This is a genomic window from Alishewanella longhuensis, assembly GCF_014653435.1.
Taxonomy (GTDB): Bacteria; Pseudomonadota; Gammaproteobacteria; order Enterobacterales; family Alteromonadaceae; genus Alishewanella; species Alishewanella longhuensis.
In genome coordinates, this window is the sequence record NZ_BNAO01000006.1 from 105011 (window position 1) to 127307 (window position 22297).

Here is a 22297-nt window from a genome sequence, read left to right on the forward strand (position 1 = left end):
ACTACCCCCTTAGGCCGCCTGCTGCGCAGCAATTTGCCGCTGACGCTGTAAGGTAGAGAAATACACATCCTCCAAACGAGCCGGACAGGCAGTAAAACCTGTTGGGGGCGTGCTTGCCTGAATATTTAGTACAGTGCGACCAGCAAATAACCGTTTTGATAACACCGGTACTTGTTGCTCTATGGCTACCGCCTCTTGCTGCGATACCGTAATGCTCCAGATTTGACCTTCTAACTGCTGTACTAACTGTTGCGGATTACCATGCAGCAAAATTTCGCCCTGTGCCAACACCGCCATTTGCGGGCAAAGCTCGGCCACATCATCCACAATATGGGTAGATAAAATAATAACTTTTTGCTCGCCCAAACTTACCAGCAAATTATGGAATCGGTTACGCTCTTCCGGATCTAAGCCCGCAGTGGGTTCATCGACGATAAGTAAGTCAGGATCACCTAACAGCGCCTGGGCAATGCCAAAGCGCTGGCGCATACCGCCGGAGAAGCCACTCACGGCTTTATTTTTGTGTTGATACAGATTGGTATGCGCCAGCAAACCAGCAACAATTTCTTTGCGCTGTGCTTTATGCTGCAGGCCTTTTAGAATAGCCAGATGATCCAGCAAATCCCAGGCGCTGATCCGAGGATAGACGTGGAAATCTTGCGGTAAGTAACCCAGCGTTTTCCGAAGTGCAGCCGGATCAGCTAATACATCAATATCATTAAACAGAATGCTGCCACTATCGGCCTGCTGCAAGGTGGCAATAGTCCGCATCAGTGAAGACTTACCTGCACCATTGGGCCCTAACAACCCAAAAAGCCCGTTTGGAATGCTCAGGTTGACATTGTTTAGCGCCTTAACGCCGTTACTATAGGTTTTGGACAGTCCGGTAATGGTTAGCATAGTCTTTCCTTGTTGGTGAAATTAAAACCAACCTAACATGCTGACCAGTGCAGTACTAGTTTCAATTCTTTAACAAGGAAAAAGAAATGTAACAAAACTTTAAGGCTGTCACATTTTGCCGCTTATTGCTGCATCCCGACGATATTTTCGCCCACACTATAAGAAACAATTTGACTAATTTCTTGCAAGCTTAAACCTGACTCGGCTTGCCACTGCGTAAACTGCTGCTGAATTTGTTGCTGGCTGCGTTTGCTATTAATGCCACCGTCAAACACGCCATAGGCTCTTAAATAGGCTTCTACATCCTGCGTTAATAAAAAGGTATCTTTACCCATAGCTCTAAGTGCGTAAGGCCCGGTATTACCGCCCAAGCGGGCGCCGTGTTTCTTTAGATAGCCCCACAGGCCAATGATATCGGCACTCGGCCAGTCGGCAATAAAGCGGGCAAAGCTGCCATGTTCGCGTTGCAGGTTATAGATCATTAGCGCATTGTCGCGGATAGTAAACACTTTATTCAGATTACGGATAATCCGTGGATCCCGAGCTTTTTGCTCTAGCATTTCGTCACTCAAGAGTAGTATTTTTTCGATATCAAAATCAAAAAACACCTCACAAAAACCCGGCCACTTTTGTCGCACTACCCGCCAAACAAAACCCGATTGAAAAACTTTTTTAGTTAGCTCAGCCAGCAGTAGATTATCGGATACTGCAGCAAGTTGATGTGCTGGTAAAGGCTTGCTTAACAACGCGGCTAAGGCCGCCGGCCCACCTTTGCGAGCTTGCGCCCGCTGCATAATAGCTGCAAATTTTTCCACCTGCCGCACTGACTGCCCCTTAAGCTAATGTATTAAAATAAGGGGCTGCCTTCGGCAACCCCCCTTTACTGTTATTTCTGTTGTCTAAGTTGATACTGCTTTTACTGCGTACTGGCGGCTACCAGTTCACATTTGCCGTTAACTAACTGCACGGCCGGTTTTTCTACCACCGCACAATCCGACATCAAACCTTTGCGTGAGTTTTCCGCTTCCATAGCTTGATTGTAGCCACTGATTTTTTGCAGCAAACTGCCTTCGTCTTTGCCTTTAATTGATACTGCAATGTACTCGGCCGGGCCACCACAAGGTTTACTGCCCAGCGGCAATACTAAGCATTGCTGCACATTATCGGCCGTTTTATCACGGGTTAGCCTTAATACTTCAGCGCGCAATCTGCTAACATCGGTCAGATCTGTGCTTTGTTGCTGCCGATGCGCTTGCACTGCACCAACGGGATCTTTTTGTGGATCTATTTGCTCTACCAGAGGTGCTGGCGCGCTGCGCTCGCCACCTGTGTTTTGCATGCAGGCACTTACTGGTAATGCCAACAACAGCAGCGCTGCCAATTTACTATATCGCATAACGTATTCCTTAATTGTCTGCCAACAATATACCCTGCCCTGCTTAACCTTACTCTGGCCTTAACCAGAGTAAGGTAGTGTTCGGGCTTAGCTGGCGATCCCCATATGCCTTAACAAGGCTTCGTTAGACGGTTCGCGGCCACGGAAACCTTTAAACAGCTCCATCGGCTCAGCACTGCCGCCACGCTCCAAAATCCAGTGTAAAAAATCTTGTCCGGTTGCCGGATTAAACACCCCTTCTTCCTCAAAGCGGCCAAAAGCATCGGCGGATAACACTTCAGCCCAGAGATAACTATAGTAGCCCGCAGCATAGCCCCCGGCAAAGATATGACTAAAGCTATGTTGAAAACGATTAAAGCGTGGTGGCACTATCACTGAAACCTGAGTACGCACCTCATCTAATAATTGCTGTACTTTATCTCCAAGCTCAGCGCTAGCGGCAGTTTCAGGCTGATATTCAGCGTGTAAACGCATATCAAACAGGGCAAACTCTAACTGCCGAATTAAAAACAGTGCCGACTGAAAGTTTTTCGCCGCTAGTACTTTTTGCAGTAAATCCTCGGGTAAAGGTTCGCCCGTTTCATAGTGACCGGAAATTAATGCTAAGGCTTCCGGCGTCCAGCACCAGTTCTCTAAAAACTGGCTAGGCAATTCTACCGCATCCCAAGCGACGCCATTAATACCGGCAACCGCAGCAGCATCGACCTGAGTTAACATATGGTGTAAACCATGGCCAAACTCATGGAATAAGGTAATCACTTCATCGTGAGTAAACAACGCCGGTTTGCCTGCCACAGGCTTATTAAAGTTACAGGTTAAATACGCCACTGGGCTTTGCAACTCGCCATTAGCTAAAATGCGCCGACCACGACAATCATCCATCCAGGCACCACCGCGCTTTTTGCTACGGGCATATAAATCTAAATAGAAACTGCCACGCAGTGTGCCGTCAGCAGCAAAAATATCGTAAAACTGCACATCAGGGTGCCAAACATCCACCCCCTCACGCACCTTAACTCTAATGCCAAAGAGTTTATTTAACACGGTAAATAAACCGGGTACCACCTTGGTAGCGGGGAAATAAGGCCGCAGTTGCTCATCCGACACCGCATAGCGAGCTTCTTTTAGCTTTTCGGCATAATAGGTCACATCCCAGGCGTTTAGCTCCGTTGCACCATATTGCTCTTTAGCAAATTGCTTAAGCTCAAGCAGATCGCGCTCGGCCTGGGGTTTAGCCCGGCGTGCCAGATCGGTTAGAAACGCTAACACCTGCTGCGGCGACTCGGCCATTTTCGTCGCCAAGGATTCTTCTGCGGCGTTAGCGAAATCCAGTAATTGCGCTAATTCATGCTTTAATGCCAACGTCTCAGCAATAATGGCGGTGTTATCAAATTGCCCGGCTGTGGGGCCCTGATCAGAGGCACGGGTACAATAGGCACTGTAAAGCTCTTGCCGCAGCGCCTGATTATCGGCATAGGTCATTACCGCAATATAACTGGGGAATTCCAGAGTGAAAACCCAGCCGCTAAGTTCACGGCTTTGCGCTTCTTCTGCCGCAGCCAGCTTGGCATCTTCTGGCAAACCCGCCAGTTCGGCTGCATCAGTAATATGCTTAAACCAGGCTTGGGTGGCATCCAGAGTGTTATTAGAAAAGGTCGAACTTAAATCGGATAAACGGCTTTGGATCTCACCATAACGCTGCTTTTTCTCAGCAGGCAAGCCAATACCCGACAGTTTAAAATCACGCAGGGCATTGGTTATTACTTTTTGCTGGGCACTGCTTAAGCTGGCGAACTCGCTGCTATTATGCAGTTGCAGGTATTTTTGATATAACCCTTCATGCTGCCCTAGCCAGGTACTGAAGTCAGACAATAATGGCAGACAGCTCTCGTAAGCCGCACGCAATTCCGGGCTATTAGCCACCGAATTTAAGTGTGATACCGGTGACCATAATTTACTTAACCGGTCACTGTCTTGCTCCAGTTCGGTGATCAGGCTATGCCAACTTACCTCAGTTGCAGAGACCACCCGCTCAACGGCAGCTTGCGCGGTGGCAATTGCCTGCTCTACCGCAGGTTTAATATGCTCAGGCTGAATAGCGGAAAAAGGTGGTAAATCGATGAAACTTAATAACGGATTAGTCTGCGCCGAAGCGGTAGTAGCCAGTTCTGACATAACAAGGAGTTCCTAAATAATAGCCGTATATTATGGATCTTGGGTTTTGGCGCTGTTTTATCAAGGTAATGCCCGTTATTTGCACTAAATTTTAGCCTTGTAATATGCCACCAAGAACCTCATATCTGTTCTCTCTTCTTCACGATCTACAGGCCTAGTTATGACACGTCATTATCATTATCTTGCTATCGGTGCCGGCAGCGGCGGTATTGCATCAGCCAATAGAGCCGCTATGCGTGGCGCTAAAGCTGCAGTTATTGAAGCGAAAGCTGTCGGCGGTACCTGCGTTAATGTCGGCTGCGTGCCGAAAAAAGTGATGTGGTTCGGAGCCCATATTGCCGAAGCTATTAAATACAGCAGCAGCTACGGCTTTGATTTAACCCAGCAAAGTTTTGACTGGGCAACCTTAGTTCGCAATCGTGAAGCCTATATTGAACGTATTCATGCTGCCTATCACCGTGGCTTTAGCAGCAATGGCGTCGAATATATTGAGGGCTTTGCTCGCTTTGTCGATAAAAATACGGTGGAAGTGAATGGTGAGCTGATTACTGCCGATCATATCACTATCGCAGTAGGTGGCCGGCCAAGTCGGCCAGCTATTCCAGGTGCAGAACTGGGTATTGATTCTGATGGCTTTTTTGCTTTAACCAAACAGCCAACCAAAGCGGTGGTGGTAGGCGCCGGTTATATCGCAATAGAAATTGCCGGGGTGTTGCATGCCCTGGGTACTGATACCCATTTATTGGTGCGTGGCGACCGGCTTCTTAAAAACTTTGATACCGATATTACCGATGCACTGCTGCAACGCATACAACAAGATAAGCTGCAGTTACATACCCAAAGCGAAGTGGTGAAAGTAGAGGCCGCAGCAGAAGATCGTTTAACCGTCTATCTGAAAGACGGCACCATCCTGTTTAATGTTGACTGTTTAATCTGGGCCATTGGCCGCGAACCGGCTACCGATAAACTTAACCTGGCCGCAGCCAGCATCGCTACCGATGCGGAGGGATTTATCCGTACCGATAAACACCAGAATACCAATGTGCCAGGCATTTACGCCGTGGGTGATATTACCGGTGAGGCCCAGCTTACCCCCGTTGCAGTAAAAGCTGGCCGCATGTTGGCCGAACGCTTATTTAACCCAGCCATGCCCAATGCCCATATGGATTATTCACTGATCCCAACGGTTGTTTTTAGCCACCCACCCATTGGCACTATTGGCTTATCCGAAGCAGAGGCCATTGCTAAGTATGGTAAAGATCATATTAAAGTCTATCGCTCCAGCTTTGCCGCCATGTATAACGCCATTACCCCGCATCGCGCCTTAAGTACCTTTAAGCTGGTGTGCCAGGGCGCGGATGAAAAAGTAGTGGGTTTACACGGTATCGGTGAGGGCATGGATGAGATACTGCAGGGCTTTGCTGTGGCCATTAAAATGGGTGCCACTAAAGCCGATTTTGATGCCACAGTAGCACTGCACCCAACCAGCGCTGAGGAATTTGTTACCATGCGTTAGGGCGAAGATGCCGGCCATAGTGTGGCCGGAGCCTTACTTTCGCACACTTTTTTTCGCAGAATCGCTGGCCAGCCCTGATAAGTCTGGTTACAGTAACCCTATTGTACTTTGTTTAAGTTGAGCATGGACAAAAGGTCAGAACTGGTTAGCCCCTCTACCGAACAGTTGTTTGGCCCTTTGGCCGAACTGGCGCGGCATTTACCTTGCTTTTTATATCAGTTAAAGCAAACGCCAGATCAACAGTTTCATTATGTTTATGCCTCGGAAAATGCCGAAGCCTTATTTGGTATTCCGGCACAGGCGATTATGCAGGATGGCAACCTGCTACTTGATCGTATTCATCCGGCTGATGCCGAACGGGTGTATCAAACGTCAGCTGAATGCGCGGCCCAACTCAAGCCCTGGCATGCAGAGCTGCGGATTATCCGTCCAGACCAGCAAATAGTCTGGTTGGAAGCTTTTGACTTTCCACGTCAGCTGCCTGACGGCAGTATTCTGTTTAGTGGCTTTGCCAATGATATCAGCCAGCGGAAAAACGCCGAATTAAAACTGCAGCAAAGCGAGGCAGAGTTTCGCGCTCTGGTAGAAAGTGCCAACGACATCATTTTTACCATGCTGCCAAACGGCACTCTGGATTATGTTTCGCCCTGTTGGCAGGATATTCTGGGCTCTCATCCAACGGAAGTGATGGGCAAAACCTTTGATCATTTTGTGCATCAGGACGATCTGGAGCGCTGTTTTGCCTTTATGCAAAGTCTGCTGCTTACCGCAACCCAGCACGGCACTATCGAGTACCGGATTTTTCATAAAAATGGTCAGCTGCGCTGGCATACTTCGACCGCAGCCCCCATCCTCGATACGGATGGCAGTTTAATCAAATATGTTGGCATTGCCCGCGATATTACCGAGCAAAAACTGCAAAATCTCGAGCTGGCCCGCCAGGCTTATTATGATCCCTTAACCGGACTGGCCAACCGCACACTGTTCCACAAAATGTTGGAACAACAAATGGCCTTGTGTCAGTTACGCGGCGATACTCTAGCCTTATTGTTTATCGATTTAGACCGTTTTAAACCCATTAATGATTGCTATGGACATGCCATTGGTGATGTGGTGCTGCAACAGGTCGCCCAGCGCTTACACCAAAGTACCCGGGCGGCTGATTTAACCGGAAGGCTCAGTGGTGACGAATTCGTAGTGGCTTTAACCGGCTTTACTGCGAGCCAATCTTTAGTGCCGCAAATTCTGCCGTTAGCCAGCCACATCCAACAACAGCTCAGTGCCCCCTACCAGGTTGCCGAACATCATCTCGATATCTCTTGTAGTGTTGGCATCGCCTTATTTCCACAAGATAGTCTGGATCAGCAACAACTATTACATTTAGCGGATATCGCTATGTATCAGGCGAAAAAACGACCGGCGCAAGCCGCTGTTGTGTTTTGCCAAGCACCAGTGGCCGAGCGGCCATAAAAAACATCCCTGCGCTTTGTCAGCCGCAGGGATGTTGCAGTGTGTTCACCTTTATTACTGATTATTGCTTCGGCATATTCCGCTGGAACTCAGCAATATCTTTAACAACTTGCTGGTTTGGCAAAGTAGCAAACGGCTGCTCGCGGAAGCTGGTACCGCGCATTTGTACCGAAATACGCGCTGCCTGTGGATTAAGCAAGGTTTGCTGATAGAACGCTTGGACATCTTGCAGTGTTACTTGCTCAACTGCTGCTATGAGTTTCGCTTTGCTATCAAAATCAAAACGCTCACGGTACCAATCACTGACTAACGGCTGCATTTCTTCAAACAGGTTTTTTGGTGGCTCGTTTAAGCTAACTAATAAACTCTGCTTTAAGGTAGCAAATTGCTCAGGCGTGACTTGCTGCAACGTTTCCCAGTACTGCGTTTTAAACTCATCAAAGCGTTGCTGCATATCAGCCGGGCCTTTTACTGGCGTTTGAATATACAAGCCAAAACCGGTGTAATCATTCAGATCAATAGCCGTGCCACCTACTGCATAGGCTAATTGCTCTTCAGTACGCAGCTTGTCAAAGGCCTGGTTAGAGAAATGCGATGCCAAGACACTGGCAGCAGCACGCTGCGCCATACCTTTTGCTGGATGCACATGCATGTCCACCAAGGCGACATCGGTCACATCAATATCACGCTGCAATACAATGGTTTGGCCTGCAGCAGGTAACCAGAATGGGCTTTGCGTATAGTCTGTGGTTTGCCGCTCAGTTGGTAAGGCTTTGCTCAGCTTAGCAACCAAGTTAGTCACATCTTGTTTATCGTAGTTACCAAAGGCAAATACCCGCACTTGGTTAGCTTTTAAGGTTGCCGCAATAAACTGCTGTAAATCAGCTGGCGTCATCGCATTGGCCGTGGCAATTAACTGCTCTGGATTATAGTTACCACCACGGTACAGGCTATTAAAGGCCCAAAATGCCTGGCGGAACGGTACTTGCCGGCTTTGGTTAGCCAAACCACGCACATAGCGGTCTACCGCTTGAGCAAAGCGCTCTTCTGTAATTTGCGGCGTTAAGCCAGCAAGTAACTGCTCTAGCAGTTGTGGTTGTTTATCAGTAAAGCCATCCAGATTTAAGGTTAAACCATTACCATCACTTAGCCAGACATCAATACCAGCAGCCTGGGCTTCGGTGCGCAGTGCACTTTGCTCTAAGTTGTATAGATCGCGCCATAAGGAGAAGGCAACCCGGGCTTTACTATCCTGCTGGGCCGCTGGGCTATTTAATACAATATCTAAACGGCCTTTGGGCTGATCAGCAAACACCTGGCTTGGATAAATCCAGGCTTTAATGCCTGCTTGTTCTAACACTAACTCTGGCTTTTGTTGGGCTGCACGGGCTTTAATAGCAAAGCTTTCTGGCAATAAGCGATTTACCTGCGGCAAGTTCAGCGCGACCACTGGTTGCTGCCAGGCGGCTTTTTCTTCGGCGCTAATATCGACAATTTTATATTTACCCACATGGCGTACTAGCTCGGTATCATGTGGCTCTTGCTTGCTGATATACCAAATGCGTAAGTTTTGTGGTGTCAGTTGTTCAAGTACGTTATTGATGGCTGCCGCATCAAAGCGCTCATAAATATAAGGCGCAGCTACAGCATGTTTTACCGGCTGTTTTAACATGGCGGCAGCCAACTGAGAGGCATAACCAAAGCCATCGGTTTTTTCTAAAAACTGGAATTGGTTATTCAGGCTGGTCTTAATTTCGCTGTAGTATTTGCTATCAACACCTTGCTGCTTTATCAAATCCAGATACTGCATCACGACCGCCGTAATGGCTTCGCGTTGCTGCATCCCTGCGTCGGTCAGGTTAATATCGATGGCGATATTGCCATAATTACCAAAGAAATCTGGAGTAGCCGACACATTTAAGCTAGAAATCAGCCCGGCGGCTTTTAACTGGGCCGCTGCCGTACCCGGCATTTCGGAGCCCAACAGATAAGTCACAAATTCATTGGGTTTAACCGCATATTGGTTTGAATTATCACGAATAGTAAAGTCTAAACGCAACTGTTTAATATCCTGATTTGGCACATAATGAATACGTTTATTACCAAATAGGCTGTTATCCAATTCCGCTGTTACGGTTGGAATAGGAATGTCTTTGTTTTCAATCGCCGCAAAATGTTTTAAGGCCAGTAGCTCCATTTCTGCCAAAGATAAGTTACTGACCATTGCCAGCTTCATATTGTTGGCAGAGTAATAATTGGCGTAATACTTAAGCATTTCATCGTGCAACTTGCTGCCGGGTTTATCGCTTAAGCTCTCTAAACTGCCTGCCAGAAAACGATTTGACGGGTGCTCACCAAACATGCGGCGCATTAACTCAAATTGCCCTAAAAAGTCCATCTCACGGCGCATCGATTGCTCGGCGTTTACCGCGTTACGCTCTTTGTCTGAGTACTCTGGATAAAACTTGGGAGATTTGAAAAAGTCGGAGAAGCGATCTAAGGCCTCATCGTAAACATTATTATTAATTTCAAACATATAGTTGGTAATATCCAACCAGGTGTAGGCATTATATGCGCCATTATGCTGACTCATAAAGCCAGCATACTCGGCTGGATCCGGGTAACGCTCGGTGCCCATAAACAGCATATGTTCTAGATAGTGCGCTAAACCTTGCTGAGTCATCGGATCTTGCAGCATACCTGCGCCGACACTCAGTGCCACCGCCGATTTTTCTGATGCCGGATCAGAGACTAAAATCACTTCTAATTTATTAGGCAAGGTCAACGTTTTATATTGGCGCTGATCGTTAGGGCTGACCACGATAGCAGATGCTTGTGGTTGCTGAAGCTCGGTTAACGCTGGGGTGCTACCCTGTTGCGCACAGCCTGTTATTACCGCCAAGGCTACTGCACTGATTACAAAAAGCTTTTTCATTAGACTATCCTTTTTTACCTGATATGTAAAAATAACGTAGCGTAATACTAACGAAATGGCTAACAAGAGACCAGCTTCTGCCTGGTCACATTTGTAAGAAAGTATGTCTTAGTTGATGTAGCAAGCTCAAACAAGGGAGGTATCTTAGCAATTTAGAGGCGGGTTGAACGCCCTGGCTTTTGCCAGGGTCGTAGCATAGTGAAAACACCCTTGAGCGGGCAAGGCGCAGAGCCAGAGGCAGCAGCGCCTGTTGCCAGATGAGGCTTTAAAAGTTTAAGCGAAAGCCAAGCACCAATTGACGCCCAGGCAGCGGCGCATCTTCTTTAATAAAAGAGCTGTGCACAAAGCCTAGGCGATTCGTCAGGTTTTGCAGCTTAGCAAAGGCCATTAGCTCGTACTGTTGCCAATCGAAATAATAGTTTACGCCGGCTTCTACCACGGTATAACCCGCTGTTGCCGTTTCATTTTCAGCTAAGCGATCTTGTTTGCCATAATGCGTCAGTCCAAGCTGCCCGCCCCAGCTATCAGCCCGATAAGCATACTCGGCGCCTAAACGGTAGGACGGAACCCGCGGTAAGTAACCACCATCACGCAAACGAGCCACTACAGTATCACCAATCAAGGTGACTTGATGCTCTGGCGTAATTTGCCAGCTAATACTGGCTTCCATGCCATGCAAACGGGCATTTTGTTGCTGATATTGATAAGCGGCAAAATCGGTAATCTCAAAACCAAGGTTAGCTAAAAAGGCGTAGTTATCAATTTGGTTGTAGAACAGATTAATGTTGGTGCTGACATCAGCAAATTGGCCGCGCCAACCCAAATCGATATTGTTCGCCTGCTCAGCTTTGGCAAGATTAGGATTATGGATAATTTGCGCAACACCATTGGTATTGCTTACATCGTAACCGACACCAATCTCATAAGAGCGGGTACCAATGTGAATACCGTTAGCATACAGCTCATTTGCCGCAGGCGCGCGCTGCGCCTGGCTATAAGATAAAGTCAGTTGCTGATTGGGCTGCACATCGTACACCGCGCCAAAAGACCAGCTGAATAAATTAAACTTTTGCTCAAGATCGCGGCTGCCTAAACTATCCTCCAGCGCATAGGCTTGATGGGTAAGCTGCTCATAGCGGCTACCAAACTCCAGCTTTACCACCCCAAAGCGTTTTTCATGCAGCATAAAGAGCGCATGGCTGTCGGTGTCGGTATTCGGGGTAAAGGTTTCATCACCTAAGGCCTGATAATCACGTAAATTGCCATGATAACCGACAATACCCCGCCAGCTATCTGCTAACTCATAGGTTGCCGTAGTGCGCAGTTCTAGGGCTTCACTTAAGAACTCCGTACCCGGCTCGCTATCTTCAAATTCGGCATGATCATAATCGGTAAAGGCAATATCGGCAGTAATACTTTGCCACAGGCTATCGGCGGGCCGATATTCTGAGGCCAGCGCTACCCGCCGCTGATTAAGCTTAATATATTCGCCTTCTTCATATTCTGCAGCGGGGCCTTCTGGCAGACCATACTCGGTTTTAATCACGCCGTAACTAAGCCCGATAAAACCTTGCTCGGCGATATAGCTGGAGCCGATATTCAGTACCTGATGCTCTGACCAGGAGTTTTGCAACCGCTTACTGCTGTCGCCTTCGTCGTTTTGATATAAAGGGACTTTATAATCATTGCCCTTGCGCACATTGCCATCAATATGCCAGGCAAACTGCTCGGCGCCGTTGTCGTGGGCAAAGCTTAAGCTACGATCACTGGCTGCAGTACCAAAACGGGTTTGCAGGATAGTGTCACTCTGTTGCGGAATTTGCTGTGGAATACGATTATCGACCACGTTAATCACACCGCCAATAGCGCCACTACCATAAAGCAAGGTGGCTGGGCCACGCAAGACTTCGATTTGCTGGGCAGTAACCGCATCCGCGGTAATCGTATGATCTGGCCCTTCGCGTGATACATCGCCAGTACTCATACCATTGTGTACCACTTGTACCCGTGCGCCATCTAAGCCGCGGATCACCGGCCGAGAGGCGACAGGACCATAATAGTTAGCATGTACACCCACTTCATATTTTAGGGTTTCGCCAATGCTAATGTCGGTGCGCCGTAGCAGCTCTTCGCCACTTAATACCGTGACCGGCCCGGCCATTTCCACCACTTCACGCTTTAAGCCTGAGGCCCGCACTTCAATGCGCTCCAGCTTGCTATCTGCTGCTAACTCTGCAGTTTCAGCGCTCTCAGCATAGGCCAATTGGCTTTGCGCCAGCACGGTAACCACCGCTAACGAAATTTTGGCTAGTCTAAACATCACAATTTATTCACCTTTTAAAAGTTGCCGCATACTAAAACGAAGGAAATTACACTGCAAGTTTTGTTCGATTAAGCTAACAAAAAGCAGGTTACAGCGAAGAAAACACCTACACAAAACCACTGAATGCAAACGGCAGTAAATGGCTTGGCTGAAGCCAATGTTGTGATATTATCACAATGCAAGTTCAAGAAAAGACTTTGTTATGTTGCAACCATCGCCCGAAAAAACCCAATCATCGCTTATTGATATCACCTCAACAACATTAACCATGGCCGCTAAGGCGCTAAATTATGTTGGTATGCAGGGCATTGATTTACCGATCCAGATCAAGGAAAACGCTCATACGGCATTAGGTTGCAAAGGCCGATATTGGCGTTAATTTATGTCATGGCAAAGCGCATGCTATTCATATGTCCAATATTTACTATTAAATACTTCAGGTAATAAAGTAGGCTCGCCTGTAGCACTAAAATGCTTAGTACAAAAACTCGGAGCAAGTTAGCAAGAGGCGTTATCGGATGAGGTTAATCCAGGGCTGCTTTATTTATTGGCACCTCTTGTTAAAACAATAGCCTTTGCTATGATATGTTACAACATAACAAATAGTCATAGATAATGCAGACGCCTCAATTACAATCTCCTTTACCCGTTACCGTTCTGTCTGGTTTTTTAGGCGCCGGTAAAACCACCTTACTTAATCATATTTTGCATAACCGTGACGGCTTACGCATTGCCGTTATCGTTAACGATATGAGTGAGATCAATATTGATGCGGCGCAGGTCAATAAAGAAGTGAGCCTAAACCGGGCGGAAGAAAAGCTGGTAGAAATGAGCAATGGCTGTATTTGCTGCACCTTGCGCGAAGACTTATTGCTAGAAATTAGCAAACTGGCCAAAGCAGGACGTTTTGACTATTTGGTGATTGAATCAACCGGTATTTCAGAACCCTTACCCATTGCCGAAACCTTTACCTTTGAACATGAAGACGGCAGTCGCTTAGCCGATATCGCCAAGTTGGATACCATGGTGACGGTGGTGGATGCGGTAAACTTTTTAGAGGATTACCAGCAGGCAAATGACTTAGCCAGCGCAGGGGAAAGCCTGGGCGAAGATGACGAGCGCAGCATTGCCGATTTATTAATTGAACAAGTCGAGTTTTGTGATGTGCTGGTGATCAGTAAAACCGATCTAGTCGAACCGGTGCAGTTAGCACAATTACAAGCTATTTTAAAATCGCTGAATCCCAGAGCCAAGCAGCTACTGGCAGAGCAAGGGAAAGTCGCGCTTTCAGAGATTATTAATACCGGCTTATTTGACTTTGAGCAAGCAGCGCAAGCTCCAGGCTGGCTGCAAGAGTTGCGCGGTGAGCATACACCGGAAACCGAAGAATACGGCATTAGCAGCTTTAGCTTTGTCGCGCGGCGGCCTTTTCATCCACAGCGCTTTTATGACTTTTTACATCAAGATTGGCCCACCGGCAAACTACTGCGCTCTAAAGGTTATTTTTGGTTGGCCGCAACGCCCGATTATGCCTGGCAATGGCATCAGGCAGGTGGTATTGCCCGCTATGGCATGGCTGGCTTATTTTGGCAGGCCGTGCCGCGCGATGAGTGGCCAGATGATGCTGAATCACAGGCTGCCATTACAGCACAATTTACCGAACCCTATGGTGATTGTCGCCAAGAGCTGGTGTTTATTGGTCAGCAGTTAGATAAAACTGCGATGCTCGCTCAACTTAACACAGCGCTGCTCACTGATGCCGAGCTAGGCTCAGGATTGCCAGGCTGGCAGCAATTAACCAATCCTTTTCAAGGTACTGTGGAGGCATAATGGCAACTGGCGCTGCAACATGGCAAATTCTAACGCCCGAGCCGCAGCAGCTAGCGGCTCAGCAAAAACAAGCAACTGATCTCGCGGTGCTGACCGAGATTTTCGAGCCAGATGTCAACCTTAGCATCTGGCAGCGTTCGCTGCCAGATGCCGTTCAGCAGTATGCCACTAGCTTGTTAAGTGCGTTAAAGCTACCATTGCAACATCGCTTAGCGTTAAACGACATCAGTGCGCTGTTAGACCGAGTTTTGCCCGAGGCAACTGGCAAAGCCGACTTTATTAAGGACGTGCAACAACTGGCTGAGATCTTTGCCTGTTTAATGGATTGCCCAGAGCTCGGGCTACGCTTAAAAGTGTTACAGCAACCGATGTGTCCGAAGTTTCACACCGATCATTTGTTGTGTCGTTTAGTCAGCACCTATATTGGCCCAGCCACCGAATGGCATGCTGGCCCGCTAGAACTTGCCGCCCCCTGCCAAAACATGCAACAAGGTGATGTTGCCTTATTAAAAGGCAGTGGCTGGGAAGGTATGCAAACTTATGCGATTAGCCATCGCTCCCCCGTCACACCCGGTACCCGCTTATTATTAACCTTAGACCCGGTATGGTAAAACGTGAAAGTTAGCCCTGTTAACCTGATTTTCATGATTGACTAGCGAGTTATCCTTATACTAGGTGTTCGTTAATTGTTGAGTAATAATCACATGTATCTGCGTAAACTGGCTATTTCGCTTTGTGTGTTGTTGGCAATTATTCTTCTGCAATCAGCTATCGCTTTCTGGGCCCATCAAAATTCTGAGTTTCATACTGAGCGCAACCGGGTTGCGAACCAAATGTTGTCGGAGTTTGTCTCAGTACGTGCTGATAAACAACGCCTAAAAGTCTGGCTGGCTGAATACCTTATCACCGAAGATGCTAATACCAGTTTTCGGGATGCACTATTTAACCGGATGCAGCAGCAACTCAATCAATTAGACCAACTGGCTATTCGTGATCAATTGTTGAGCACCAGCGAGATAGATTTACAACATACCATGCAACAAGTGAAAGTCATTTCACTATTACAAAGCAACTTGCAGACCCTAGAACAGGCATTACGAACCCGGGAAATTGCCCTTTATCAGGATGATACTGAGCGCTGGCGAGTATTAATTAGCCTGTTCGATAAATTTCAGGACACCGATTTGTCTGAGTTGCTGCAACAGGCCATCGTCCAGCAAAAGGAGCGTGCCAGTATTACTGAGCTAGAAGCTTTAGCTGCACTACAACAAGTTAAACTTACTATAGCGTTAATCAGTTTGGCTGGTTTGATTTTTGCGATATTTATTGGCTACCACCTGTCCAAAGCCCTAAGCCGACCATTGCAACAGCTGCTAGATGGTACCAAACAACTACAACATGGCCATTTTAACCATCGTATTAGCGAAAGTGGCCCAGAGGAATTTGCTGAACTTGCCCGCCAATTTAATCTTATGTCGGGCTATATTGCCGAGTTCGCTGAAAAAGAAAAACAAAGCCAGCAGGCGGCTGAGCAACTGGTGCAGGATCGCACCGCACAACTACAACAAGCACTAGAACAACTGCATGAAGCCGAGTATCGGCAAAAACAGTTGCTGGCGGATATTAGTCATGAACTACGCACACCAGCAACCAGCATTCAGGGTGAAGCAGAGATTAGTTTACGTGGTCAGGCAAAAACCAGTAGCGAATACCAAGAAGCCTTTTCCCGTATTTTGGCTGCAACACAACAATTAAGCCGCAGAATTGATGACTTACTGATGCTGGCAAGAGGCGAAGACAAGTTACTGCAAGTACAACTACAACCACTAGCCTTAACGCTGTTTATACAACAAGCGCAAAACACCGTCCGCCAGCAGCTAGAACCCGTGTTTACAATAGATTGGCACTGCAATATCGCAATTACCGATGACTACTGGCTGCTACTCGACACAGAGAAATTTGCCAGTGTACTTCGTATTATTACCGAAAATACCAAACACTATGCCAGGAATACTTCCCAGGTTAGGTTTAGCATTAAGACTACAGACGCTGAATTAATAATGGAGCTGGTAGATCAGGGCATAGGGATCACCATTGCAGATTCATCCCGTTTATTTGAGCGACATTACCGTAGTGCAGTGGCCAGACAAACCCGGCCAGATGGCTTGGGTATCGGCCTTTGTATTGCTAAAGCCATTATGGACGCTCATGATGGTGCCATTGCCCTATCAACGAATCAGCCAACCGGCACCCGAGTTACGCTAACCTTGCCTTTATTTAGCGGAGTAATAGATGAAAGTTCTCATTATTGAAGATGATGAAAAAGTGGGTAGCTTCTTATCCCGTGGGTTAAAAGCAGAGGGTTATCTTACCTTGCTATTAACGGATGGCTTGAACGCGGTAGAAACCGTGAAGCAATTTGAGCCGGCAGTCATAGTGCTCGATCGCATGCTACCCAACCTGGATGGTTTAGTGATCTGCCAGCAATTACGAAGCCAAAAAATCAGTGCCCGTATTCTTATCTTATCGGCGCTATCTGAAGTGGATGAGCGGGTCAAAGGCTTGCGTGCAGGTGCTGATGATTATCTGGGGAAGCCTTTTCATTTTGAAGAGCTATTAGCACGTATAGAAGCGCTGGCAAAACGTAGTGTTAATGCAGAGCATAAACGCCAACTGCAGGTGGCTGATCTGGTGCTGGATTTAGATACCATGCGGGTTCAGCGGGCCGGCCAGGAACTAAACCTGACAGCAAAAGAACTGGGTATTCTGGAATTATTGATGAGCAATAGCGGTAAAGTGTATAGCCGGGAACGGATCTTAACCAATGTTTGGGGTTTAAACGAAGATCCTTTAACCAATATTGTCGATGTGTACTTAGCACGTTTACGTAAAAAAATTGACGACGCACATCCTGTTAAGTTGCTGCATACTCGTCGGGGTTTAGGTTACGCCATTATGCAAGAGTGATAGGTTTCGGAAGGTTGACGCCTATGCTCTACAGCCTAAAAGCGTTCTATAAAAAGGGCTGGTAACCAGAGGGTATTACCAGCCAAAACATCGATGGGAACTCGTGGAAAAATTTACAGCCTTAGTTAGCGCTATAGGGCAAAGAGGAGTGATGTAACACTATGCGTAGCGCCCCTTTGTCATCTTTCTTAAAACCCCAGGTTTTATCTACCGTAGTCACACTACCGTCTTTATTCGTTAATTTTACATGGCCCATAGTCAGGGCTAAGTCACCATTCATATGCACTGCAGCATTATTGAACTCATAGCCTTGCCAGCCTTTTAAAGCAAAACCACTGTCATTTGCAAAGCTGCTATTACCGCCGACAAAGTAGGCTAAGGCACCGTCATAAGTGGTACGGAAAGTCTGGTCGCCACTGGCTAATGTCGGTTTAAATAATACCGGGCCGAGGTTGTAACCATAAGCAGCATCCAACACGGCGCGGGCTTGTTGTTCTGCTTGCTCACGACCACCGGTTGCGTAAGCTTCGCTAATGCTAATAAGGGCCGTACCCCAGGCTTGCTGCGCAGCTGTGAGTTCAGCCTCAGTAATAGCCTTGCTATTGGCCTGCGCAGACTGGCTTAATGTTGCTAAAAATAGTGCACTACTTAATAGTGTTAATTTGGTTAATGTCATTATCTTCACCTTTCAAGTTAGACTTTGCTTAGCCCTTACATGGGCACCAAGTTATTGCTTGATGTGGCTAGTATAAAGATAAAGCATTAACACAAAACTCGTGTAAAGATTAACACTCACAAGGGTTTAGATTAAATAAACATGAAAAAACACTACGCGGGTAACCGAAGCAACAATAAAAAAGCCGCGCTAAATAACGCGCGGCAAAGTAACACCAAGGAACCAAAAATTAATGAGCGTGATGATCATCTGCTGGGTTTGCGATGCCCAGCCACACCACTTTGCCTGGGACATAAGGTAGCTGTTTCTCAGCAACTACTTCAGCATCATGCAAATCCACAGTAATCAACTGCCGAGTGATAGGGTTTGTTACATAAACTTTATCGCTGCTGGCTGAAATAGCTAACTCAAAACGGCTACCGCTTGGCAGAGTGGTATTGCTGCCGGTATTCAGTGGCAGTTTGCTAACAAACTCAAAGGCCGCTTCATCACCATGAGCATGGCCATGATAATTAAAAATAGTTAGAGTTCCGGTATTATCCAGCAACACAAACTTTTCGCCCTGCTCCGCAAAACCGTAGCCGGTGATGGCAGTGGCGTTACCTGCTTGCCAATCTATTGGCTCCATTTCGCCATCTTCTGGGTGAATAGCAAATAAAGTTGTACCGGCGAAGCCAACAAAGTGTTCTGCACTATGAGAGCCGTCTAAAGTACCAATCCGCATAGTGCCGGTAAATGCAGCAGTATTTAGCAGCTTACTCGCTGTGAAAGTGCTACCGGCTTGTTCAATTAGCAACACACCATCGCTACAACCAAAGGCAATAAAATCATGGTTCTGGGCACTACCGTGCAATCCAGGGCAAGTTTCGGCAAAGACTTGTTCTAAATCGTAATGATCGCCATGTTGCTCGTATAAACCCACTTTATCAGGCAGGGTTGTACTACTATTTGCATCGCGAATAGTGCTAATCAAATATTCACCACGTGCTTGTGCCACACCATGTTGATGTGTTTCATAGCTCAACTGTGGATAGTCAGTGCGATCTTCACCAATATCGGCATCGGTTAACACCGCAACACGAGCGGCAGTGCCAGTGACGCTATTACCGTCAAAAAAGACTGCTAATTGCCCCTCTGCACTAGCAAAATGAGTAGGCCGAACTTGAGTAAGTTGGAATGGCATTAAGCGCGGGGCGGCTTGATAGTCATCCATATGATCGATGTGATCTTCTTGCCATAAGCCACCATCAATAAAATTGACTAAATCCTGTGAACGCTGCACTACAGCCGCATAACGATAGTCACCCGAGGCATACAAAGCGCTTGGCGTAGCGCTTACTAAGAAGCTATTTAATTCTGTTTTGGCCGGTAGCTCTAACACTTGCACATAAGCAGAATCTAACGCGGTCACCACTAAACGTCCACTGGCATTAACCTCGTCGTGATCGTGATCATGCCCCGGCTTTTCAATAACAATTGGATCTTTTTCGTTGATATTCACCTTAGTGTCGCCGCAGGCACTTACCAGTGCCACAGATACCGCAACTGCAAGATGCTTTATTGAAGTTTTAACATTCATTATTATGCTTCCAAATTCCATCAAAAATTAAAAACGACCACGTAAACCAATAGCTATGCCACGGCCCGGTAAAGGGGCATCATCTTTTAAAAATGAGGTATGCACCAGGGCACGCTGATCTAATAAATTTTGCCCTTTCAGATAAGTAACCAATTCCTGACCAGCAAAATTAAAGCGATAACTTACGGAAGCATCCAGCATGGTGTAACCTGATGTCGCCTGCTCTAATTCCGCGGTTTTAGATTGCTTAAAGTAGCGGGCAAGGGTGATATCAGCATCAAATACATTGCCTTCGTAGCTCAGCGTCGACAATAAACGTAAAGGCGGTGTGCGAGGCAGCTCCCCTCCTCTTCTAAGCTCAGCACGAATATAGTCACCTTGCAGCAAGAAGCGGTAAGCGGGCAGGAACTGCCAAACAAACTGCGCTTCTAAGCCATATAAATTGATATCCTCGTTGGTATAAAGATAAACGGGCAATTCATCAGCTTCTTCATGTACATCGTGGCCACCATGATGCTCGCCATCGTGACCGTGATCGTGCTCGTCACCACCATGCTCGTGCTCAAATTCAGCAAATAAGCCCGTAAAACGTTGATAGTAATAATTATCGACCCTGTTATAAAAAGCATTTACCACCAAGCCCACATCACCGGAGAATTTACGGAAAGTCAGATCAAGGTTGGTCGCGCGCTCTGTTTTAAAACCGTTACGATTTAATACAAAGCCATCTTCTTCAGCATTTAGCGTGAAGAGTGAGCCAATTTCATAACTATTAGTACCGATATGAGGACCAAAAGAAAGTAATTCAGCAGCAGAGGGAGCTCGCTCCGAACGGGATAATGACACCCCAATATTATAACCAGGGGTAAAATCCCAAACCAAACCAGCAGATAGACTGTAAGGATTGTAGCGACTATTAAAATCAAATATACGAGTAATATCATAGTCATGATGTTCATCATGTCCATGATCGTGCTCATCATGTGCATGAACATCTAACATCGGCAGCTTAACATCGCGAGCTTTAATGGTAACGCGCTCGGTTCTGGCACCTAGCTGCAGCAACACCGGACCAAAATGCCGCTCACTCATCCAACCTAATGCCAGCATAGTTGTATCAGAAGGCGGCGTAAAAGCTTCCTCGCCGTCAGCAACGAAATCACTGTATTTGTAATGTAAGCTTAAGCCCCCTTTCCAATCAAACAACGGCTGATGCATTAGCTCCAGTCGGCCTTCATGGCTTTTATTTTTAAAAGTGGTACCTATTTCGCCATTCTCAATCTCGGCGTGTTGATAGTCGGTGTAAGCAAAGCGACTATTCACCTGACGGATAAAGTTATTCTTAAAAAACAAACTGCTTTGCAACTGAAAACGGTCTTGTTGCTTATCAGCGTAGACCTCTTCTTCACCTTCTCCATCATGCTCATGACCTCCGTGGCTACCATGACCAGGGATCCCATATTTACGCTCCAAACGGCCGTAAGACAGACCAACGAAACCGTTATCTAGCAGTAAGCTACCACCAATAGTACCGCCTTTACCCGTTGCTGCAGTATTTGCCACCCGAGCGCTATCATCATGCTCATGAGATGCATGGTCTGAATGACCATCGGCAGTTTTGTAATTAATGCTGTCACGATAGAAGCCATCGACATAAACGGCAAATAAATCATTACCATTTACTGCCGAACCAGCAATAAGTTTCTCGGAGTTAACACTCTGCCATTCGCTCATCCACTCTGCGCGCGGAGTGCTGCTGGTAGGGACACGTTCATCGACAATGTTAACCACACCGCCAATGGCACCACTACCGTAAAATAAGGTAGCAGGGCCACGTAATACTTCAATTTGTGTTGCCGTACTGGCTTCTGTAGCAACACTATGGTCAGGTCCCACTCTGGAGGCATCACCGGCATCTAAACCATTTTGAGTTATCAGTACTCTTGGACCATCTAAGCCCCGAATAATAGGACTGCTCGTCACTCCGCCATAAAAATTGCTATGCACACCGACTTCATTTTTCAGTGTATCGCCAAGCGTCGCAGCTTGCTGCATTTTCAGGCGATCTCCTGCTAATACCGTTACAGGTAGCGCAGATTCGGTGATAGAGGCGTGTATTGGCGTGGCCGAAATATCGATAATTTCAAATGGACTGGGTTCTAATGTTAGCTGCACATTTTGTAAACCTGCAGCAGGTAAAGTTAAATGCTGGTGTTGATGGCCGAAGCGACGCGCCGACAAGTGCAGTTCCACCTGATTAGCAGTAATACCAGATAAACTAAAGCGTCCTTCGCTATCAGTAATGGTTTTTAGATTTTTACCAATAACGCTGATCTCTGCATTCGCTACTGGCCGCCCTTGCGGATCCTTAACGACACCATTAATTGAATTGGCAAGCACTGCAGGTGCACTAAACGTCGCGGCGATAAGCAGTGCCAAGGCACTTTTTCTAATCATTACTCCCCCAAACAAAATTATTAAGCTCGACAACTAAATGTTATATCGTATCAATATACCTAAATTGTAATAA

General features: G+C 46.9%; 16 protein-coding genes. 7 read left to right on the forward strand and 9 right to left on the reverse strand.

The window, feature by feature from the left end:
• Positions 1-9: 9 nt before the first annotated feature.
• The 4 genes from IE163_RS12665 to prlC all read right to left on the reverse strand — a co-directional run bounded on the left by IE163_RS12665 (position 10) and on the right by prlC (position 4471).
• Entirely contained in the window at positions 10-900 is an 891-nt protein-coding gene (locus IE163_RS12665) for an ABC transporter ATP-binding protein (protein WP_189433346.1), read from the reverse strand.
• Positions 901-1022: 122 nt separating this feature from the next.
• Positions 1023-1724, reverse strand: coding sequence for a DNA-3-methyladenine glycosylase I (locus tag IE163_RS12670; protein ID WP_189433347.1), 702 nt, complete (start codon positions 1722-1724; stop codon positions 1023-1025).
• Between the two features lie 92 nt (positions 1725-1816).
• On the reverse strand, positions 1817-2296 hold the full coding sequence (locus tag IE163_RS12675; RefSeq protein WP_189433348.1) for a hypothetical protein: 480 nt from the start codon (positions 2294-2296) through the stop codon (positions 1817-1819).
• A gap of 87 nt (positions 2297-2383) precedes the next feature.
• The gene (gene prlC / locus IE163_RS12680; RefSeq protein WP_189433349.1) at positions 2384-4471 is read right to left on the reverse strand and encodes an oligopeptidase A; all 2088 of its coding nucleotides are present in this window, start codon (positions 4469-4471) and stop codon (positions 2384-2386) included.
• A gap of 160 nt (positions 4472-4631) precedes the next feature.
• Here prlC and gorA point away from each other — a divergent pair, with 160 nt between their 5' ends.
• Positions 4632-5987 carry a glutathione-disulfide reductase gene (gene gorA / locus IE163_RS12685; RefSeq protein ID WP_189433350.1) on the forward strand — a complete coding sequence of 452 codons (1356 nt, stop codon included), beginning with the start codon at positions 4632-4634 and terminating at the stop codon, positions 5985-5987.
• Positions 5988-6110: 123 nt separating this feature from the next.
• A complete protein-coding gene (locus IE163_RS12690; protein ID WP_189433351.1) occupies positions 6111-7457 on the forward strand; it encodes a GGDEF domain-containing protein in 1347 nt (448 codons plus the stop codon).
• Between the two features lie 61 nt (positions 7458-7518).
• Here IE163_RS12690 and IE163_RS12695 read toward each other — a convergent pair whose 3' ends face one another.
• On the reverse strand, positions 7519-10392 hold the full coding sequence (locus IE163_RS12695) for an insulinase family protein (protein ID WP_189433352.1): 2874 nt from the start codon (positions 10390-10392) through the stop codon (positions 7519-7521).
• Between the two features lie 265 nt (positions 10393-10657).
• Entirely contained in the window at positions 10658-12712 is a 2055-nt protein-coding gene (locus IE163_RS12700) for a TonB-dependent receptor (RefSeq protein WP_189433353.1), read from the reverse strand.
• Positions 12713-12917: 205 nt separating this feature from the next.
• Between IE163_RS12700 and IE163_RS12705 the strand changes: the two genes are divergently transcribed.
• The 5 genes from IE163_RS12705 to IE163_RS12725 all read left to right on the forward strand — a co-directional run bounded on the left by IE163_RS12705 (position 12918) and on the right by IE163_RS12725 (position 17512).
• Positions 12918-13094, forward strand: a complete 177-nt coding sequence (locus IE163_RS12705) for a hypothetical protein (protein ID WP_189433354.1) — start codon at positions 12918-12920, stop codon at positions 13092-13094.
• Between the two features lie 236 nt (positions 13095-13330).
• Positions 13331-14545 (forward strand): zinc metallochaperone GTPase ZigA, encoded by a 1215-nt coding sequence (gene zigA / locus IE163_RS12710; protein WP_189433355.1) that lies wholly within the window; start codon positions 13331-13333, stop codon positions 14543-14545.
• Positions 14545-15156, forward strand: a complete 612-nt coding sequence (locus IE163_RS12715; RefSeq protein ID WP_189433356.1) for a DUF1826 domain-containing protein — start codon at positions 14545-14547, stop codon at positions 15154-15156. The genes zigA and IE163_RS12715 overlap by 1 nt, the downstream gene beginning before the upstream one ends.
• Before the next feature lie 78 nt (positions 15157-15234).
• On the forward strand, positions 15235-16857 hold the full coding sequence (locus tag IE163_RS12720; RefSeq protein ID WP_229833561.1) for a sensor histidine kinase: 1623 nt from the start codon (positions 15235-15237) through the stop codon (positions 16855-16857).
• Positions 16838-17512 carry a response regulator transcription factor gene (locus IE163_RS12725; protein ID WP_189433357.1) on the forward strand — a complete coding sequence of 225 codons (675 nt, stop codon included), beginning with the start codon at positions 16838-16840 and terminating at the stop codon, positions 17510-17512. The genes IE163_RS12720 and IE163_RS12725 overlap by 20 nt, the downstream gene beginning before the upstream one ends.
• Positions 17513-17633: 121 nt before the next feature.
• Here IE163_RS12725 and IE163_RS12730 read toward each other — a convergent pair whose 3' ends face one another.
• The 3 genes from IE163_RS12730 to IE163_RS12740 form a co-directional block, all read right to left on the reverse strand.
• Complete coding sequence (locus tag IE163_RS12730) at positions 17634-18188, reverse strand: metal-independent carbonic anhydrase family protein (RefSeq protein WP_189433358.1); 555 nt, start codon at positions 18186-18188, stop codon at positions 17634-17636.
• Between the two features lie 229 nt (positions 18189-18417).
• On the reverse strand, positions 18418-19767 hold the full coding sequence (locus IE163_RS12735) for a 5-methyltetrahydrofolate--homocysteine methyltransferase (protein WP_189433359.1): 1350 nt from the start codon (positions 19765-19767) through the stop codon (positions 18418-18420).
• Between the two features lie 27 nt (positions 19768-19794).
• The gene (locus IE163_RS12740; RefSeq protein ID WP_189433360.1) at positions 19795-22224 is read right to left on the reverse strand and encodes a TonB-dependent receptor; all 2430 of its coding nucleotides are present in this window, start codon (positions 22222-22224) and stop codon (positions 19795-19797) included.
• Positions 22225-22297 lie beyond the last annotated feature (73 nt).

Coding starts and splice junctions, on each gene's coding strand:
- IE163_RS12665 (WP_189433346.1), bottom strand. CDS start 900: ATGCTAACCATTACCGGACTGTCCAAAACCTATAGTAACGGCGTTAAG.
- IE163_RS12675 (WP_189433348.1), bottom strand. CDS start 2,296: ATGCGATATAGTAAATTGGCAGCGCTGCTGTTGTTGGCATTACCAGTA.
- prlC (WP_189433349.1), bottom strand. CDS start 4,471: ATGTCAGAACTGGCTACTACCGCTTCGGCGCAGACTAATCCGTTATTA.
- gorA (WP_189433350.1), top strand. CDS start 4,632: ATGACACGTCATTATCATTATCTTGCTATCGGTGCCGGCAGCGGCGGT.
- IE163_RS12690 (WP_189433351.1), top strand. CDS start 6,111: ATGGACAAAAGGTCAGAACTGGTTAGCCCCTCTACCGAACAGTTGTTT.
- IE163_RS12695 (WP_189433352.1), bottom strand. CDS start 10,392: ATGAAAAAGCTTTTTGTAATCAGTGCAGTAGCCTTGGCGGTAATAACA.
- IE163_RS12700 (WP_189433353.1), bottom strand. CDS start 12,712: ATGTTTAGACTAGCCAAAATTTCGTTAGCGGTGGTTACCGTGCTGGCG.
- IE163_RS12705 (WP_189433354.1), top strand. CDS start 12,918: ATGTTGCAACCATCGCCCGAAAAAACCCAATCATCGCTTATTGATATC.
- zigA (WP_189433355.1), top strand. CDS start 13,331: ATGCAGACGCCTCAATTACAATCTCCTTTACCCGTTACCGTTCTGTCT.
- IE163_RS12715 (WP_189433356.1), top strand. CDS start 14,545: ATGGCAACTGGCGCTGCAACATGGCAAATTCTAACGCCCGAGCCGCAG.
- IE163_RS12725 (WP_189433357.1), top strand. CDS start 16,838: ATGAAAGTTCTCATTATTGAAGATGATGAAAAAGTGGGTAGCTTCTTA.
- IE163_RS12730 (WP_189433358.1), bottom strand. CDS start 18,188: ATGACATTAACCAAATTAACACTATTAAGTAGTGCACTATTTTTAGCA.
- IE163_RS12735 (WP_189433359.1), bottom strand. CDS start 19,767: ATGAATGTTAAAACTTCAATAAAGCATCTTGCAGTTGCGGTATCTGTG.
- IE163_RS12740 (WP_189433360.1), bottom strand. CDS start 22,224: ATGATTAGAAAAAGTGCCTTGGCACTGCTTATCGCCGCGACGTTTAGT.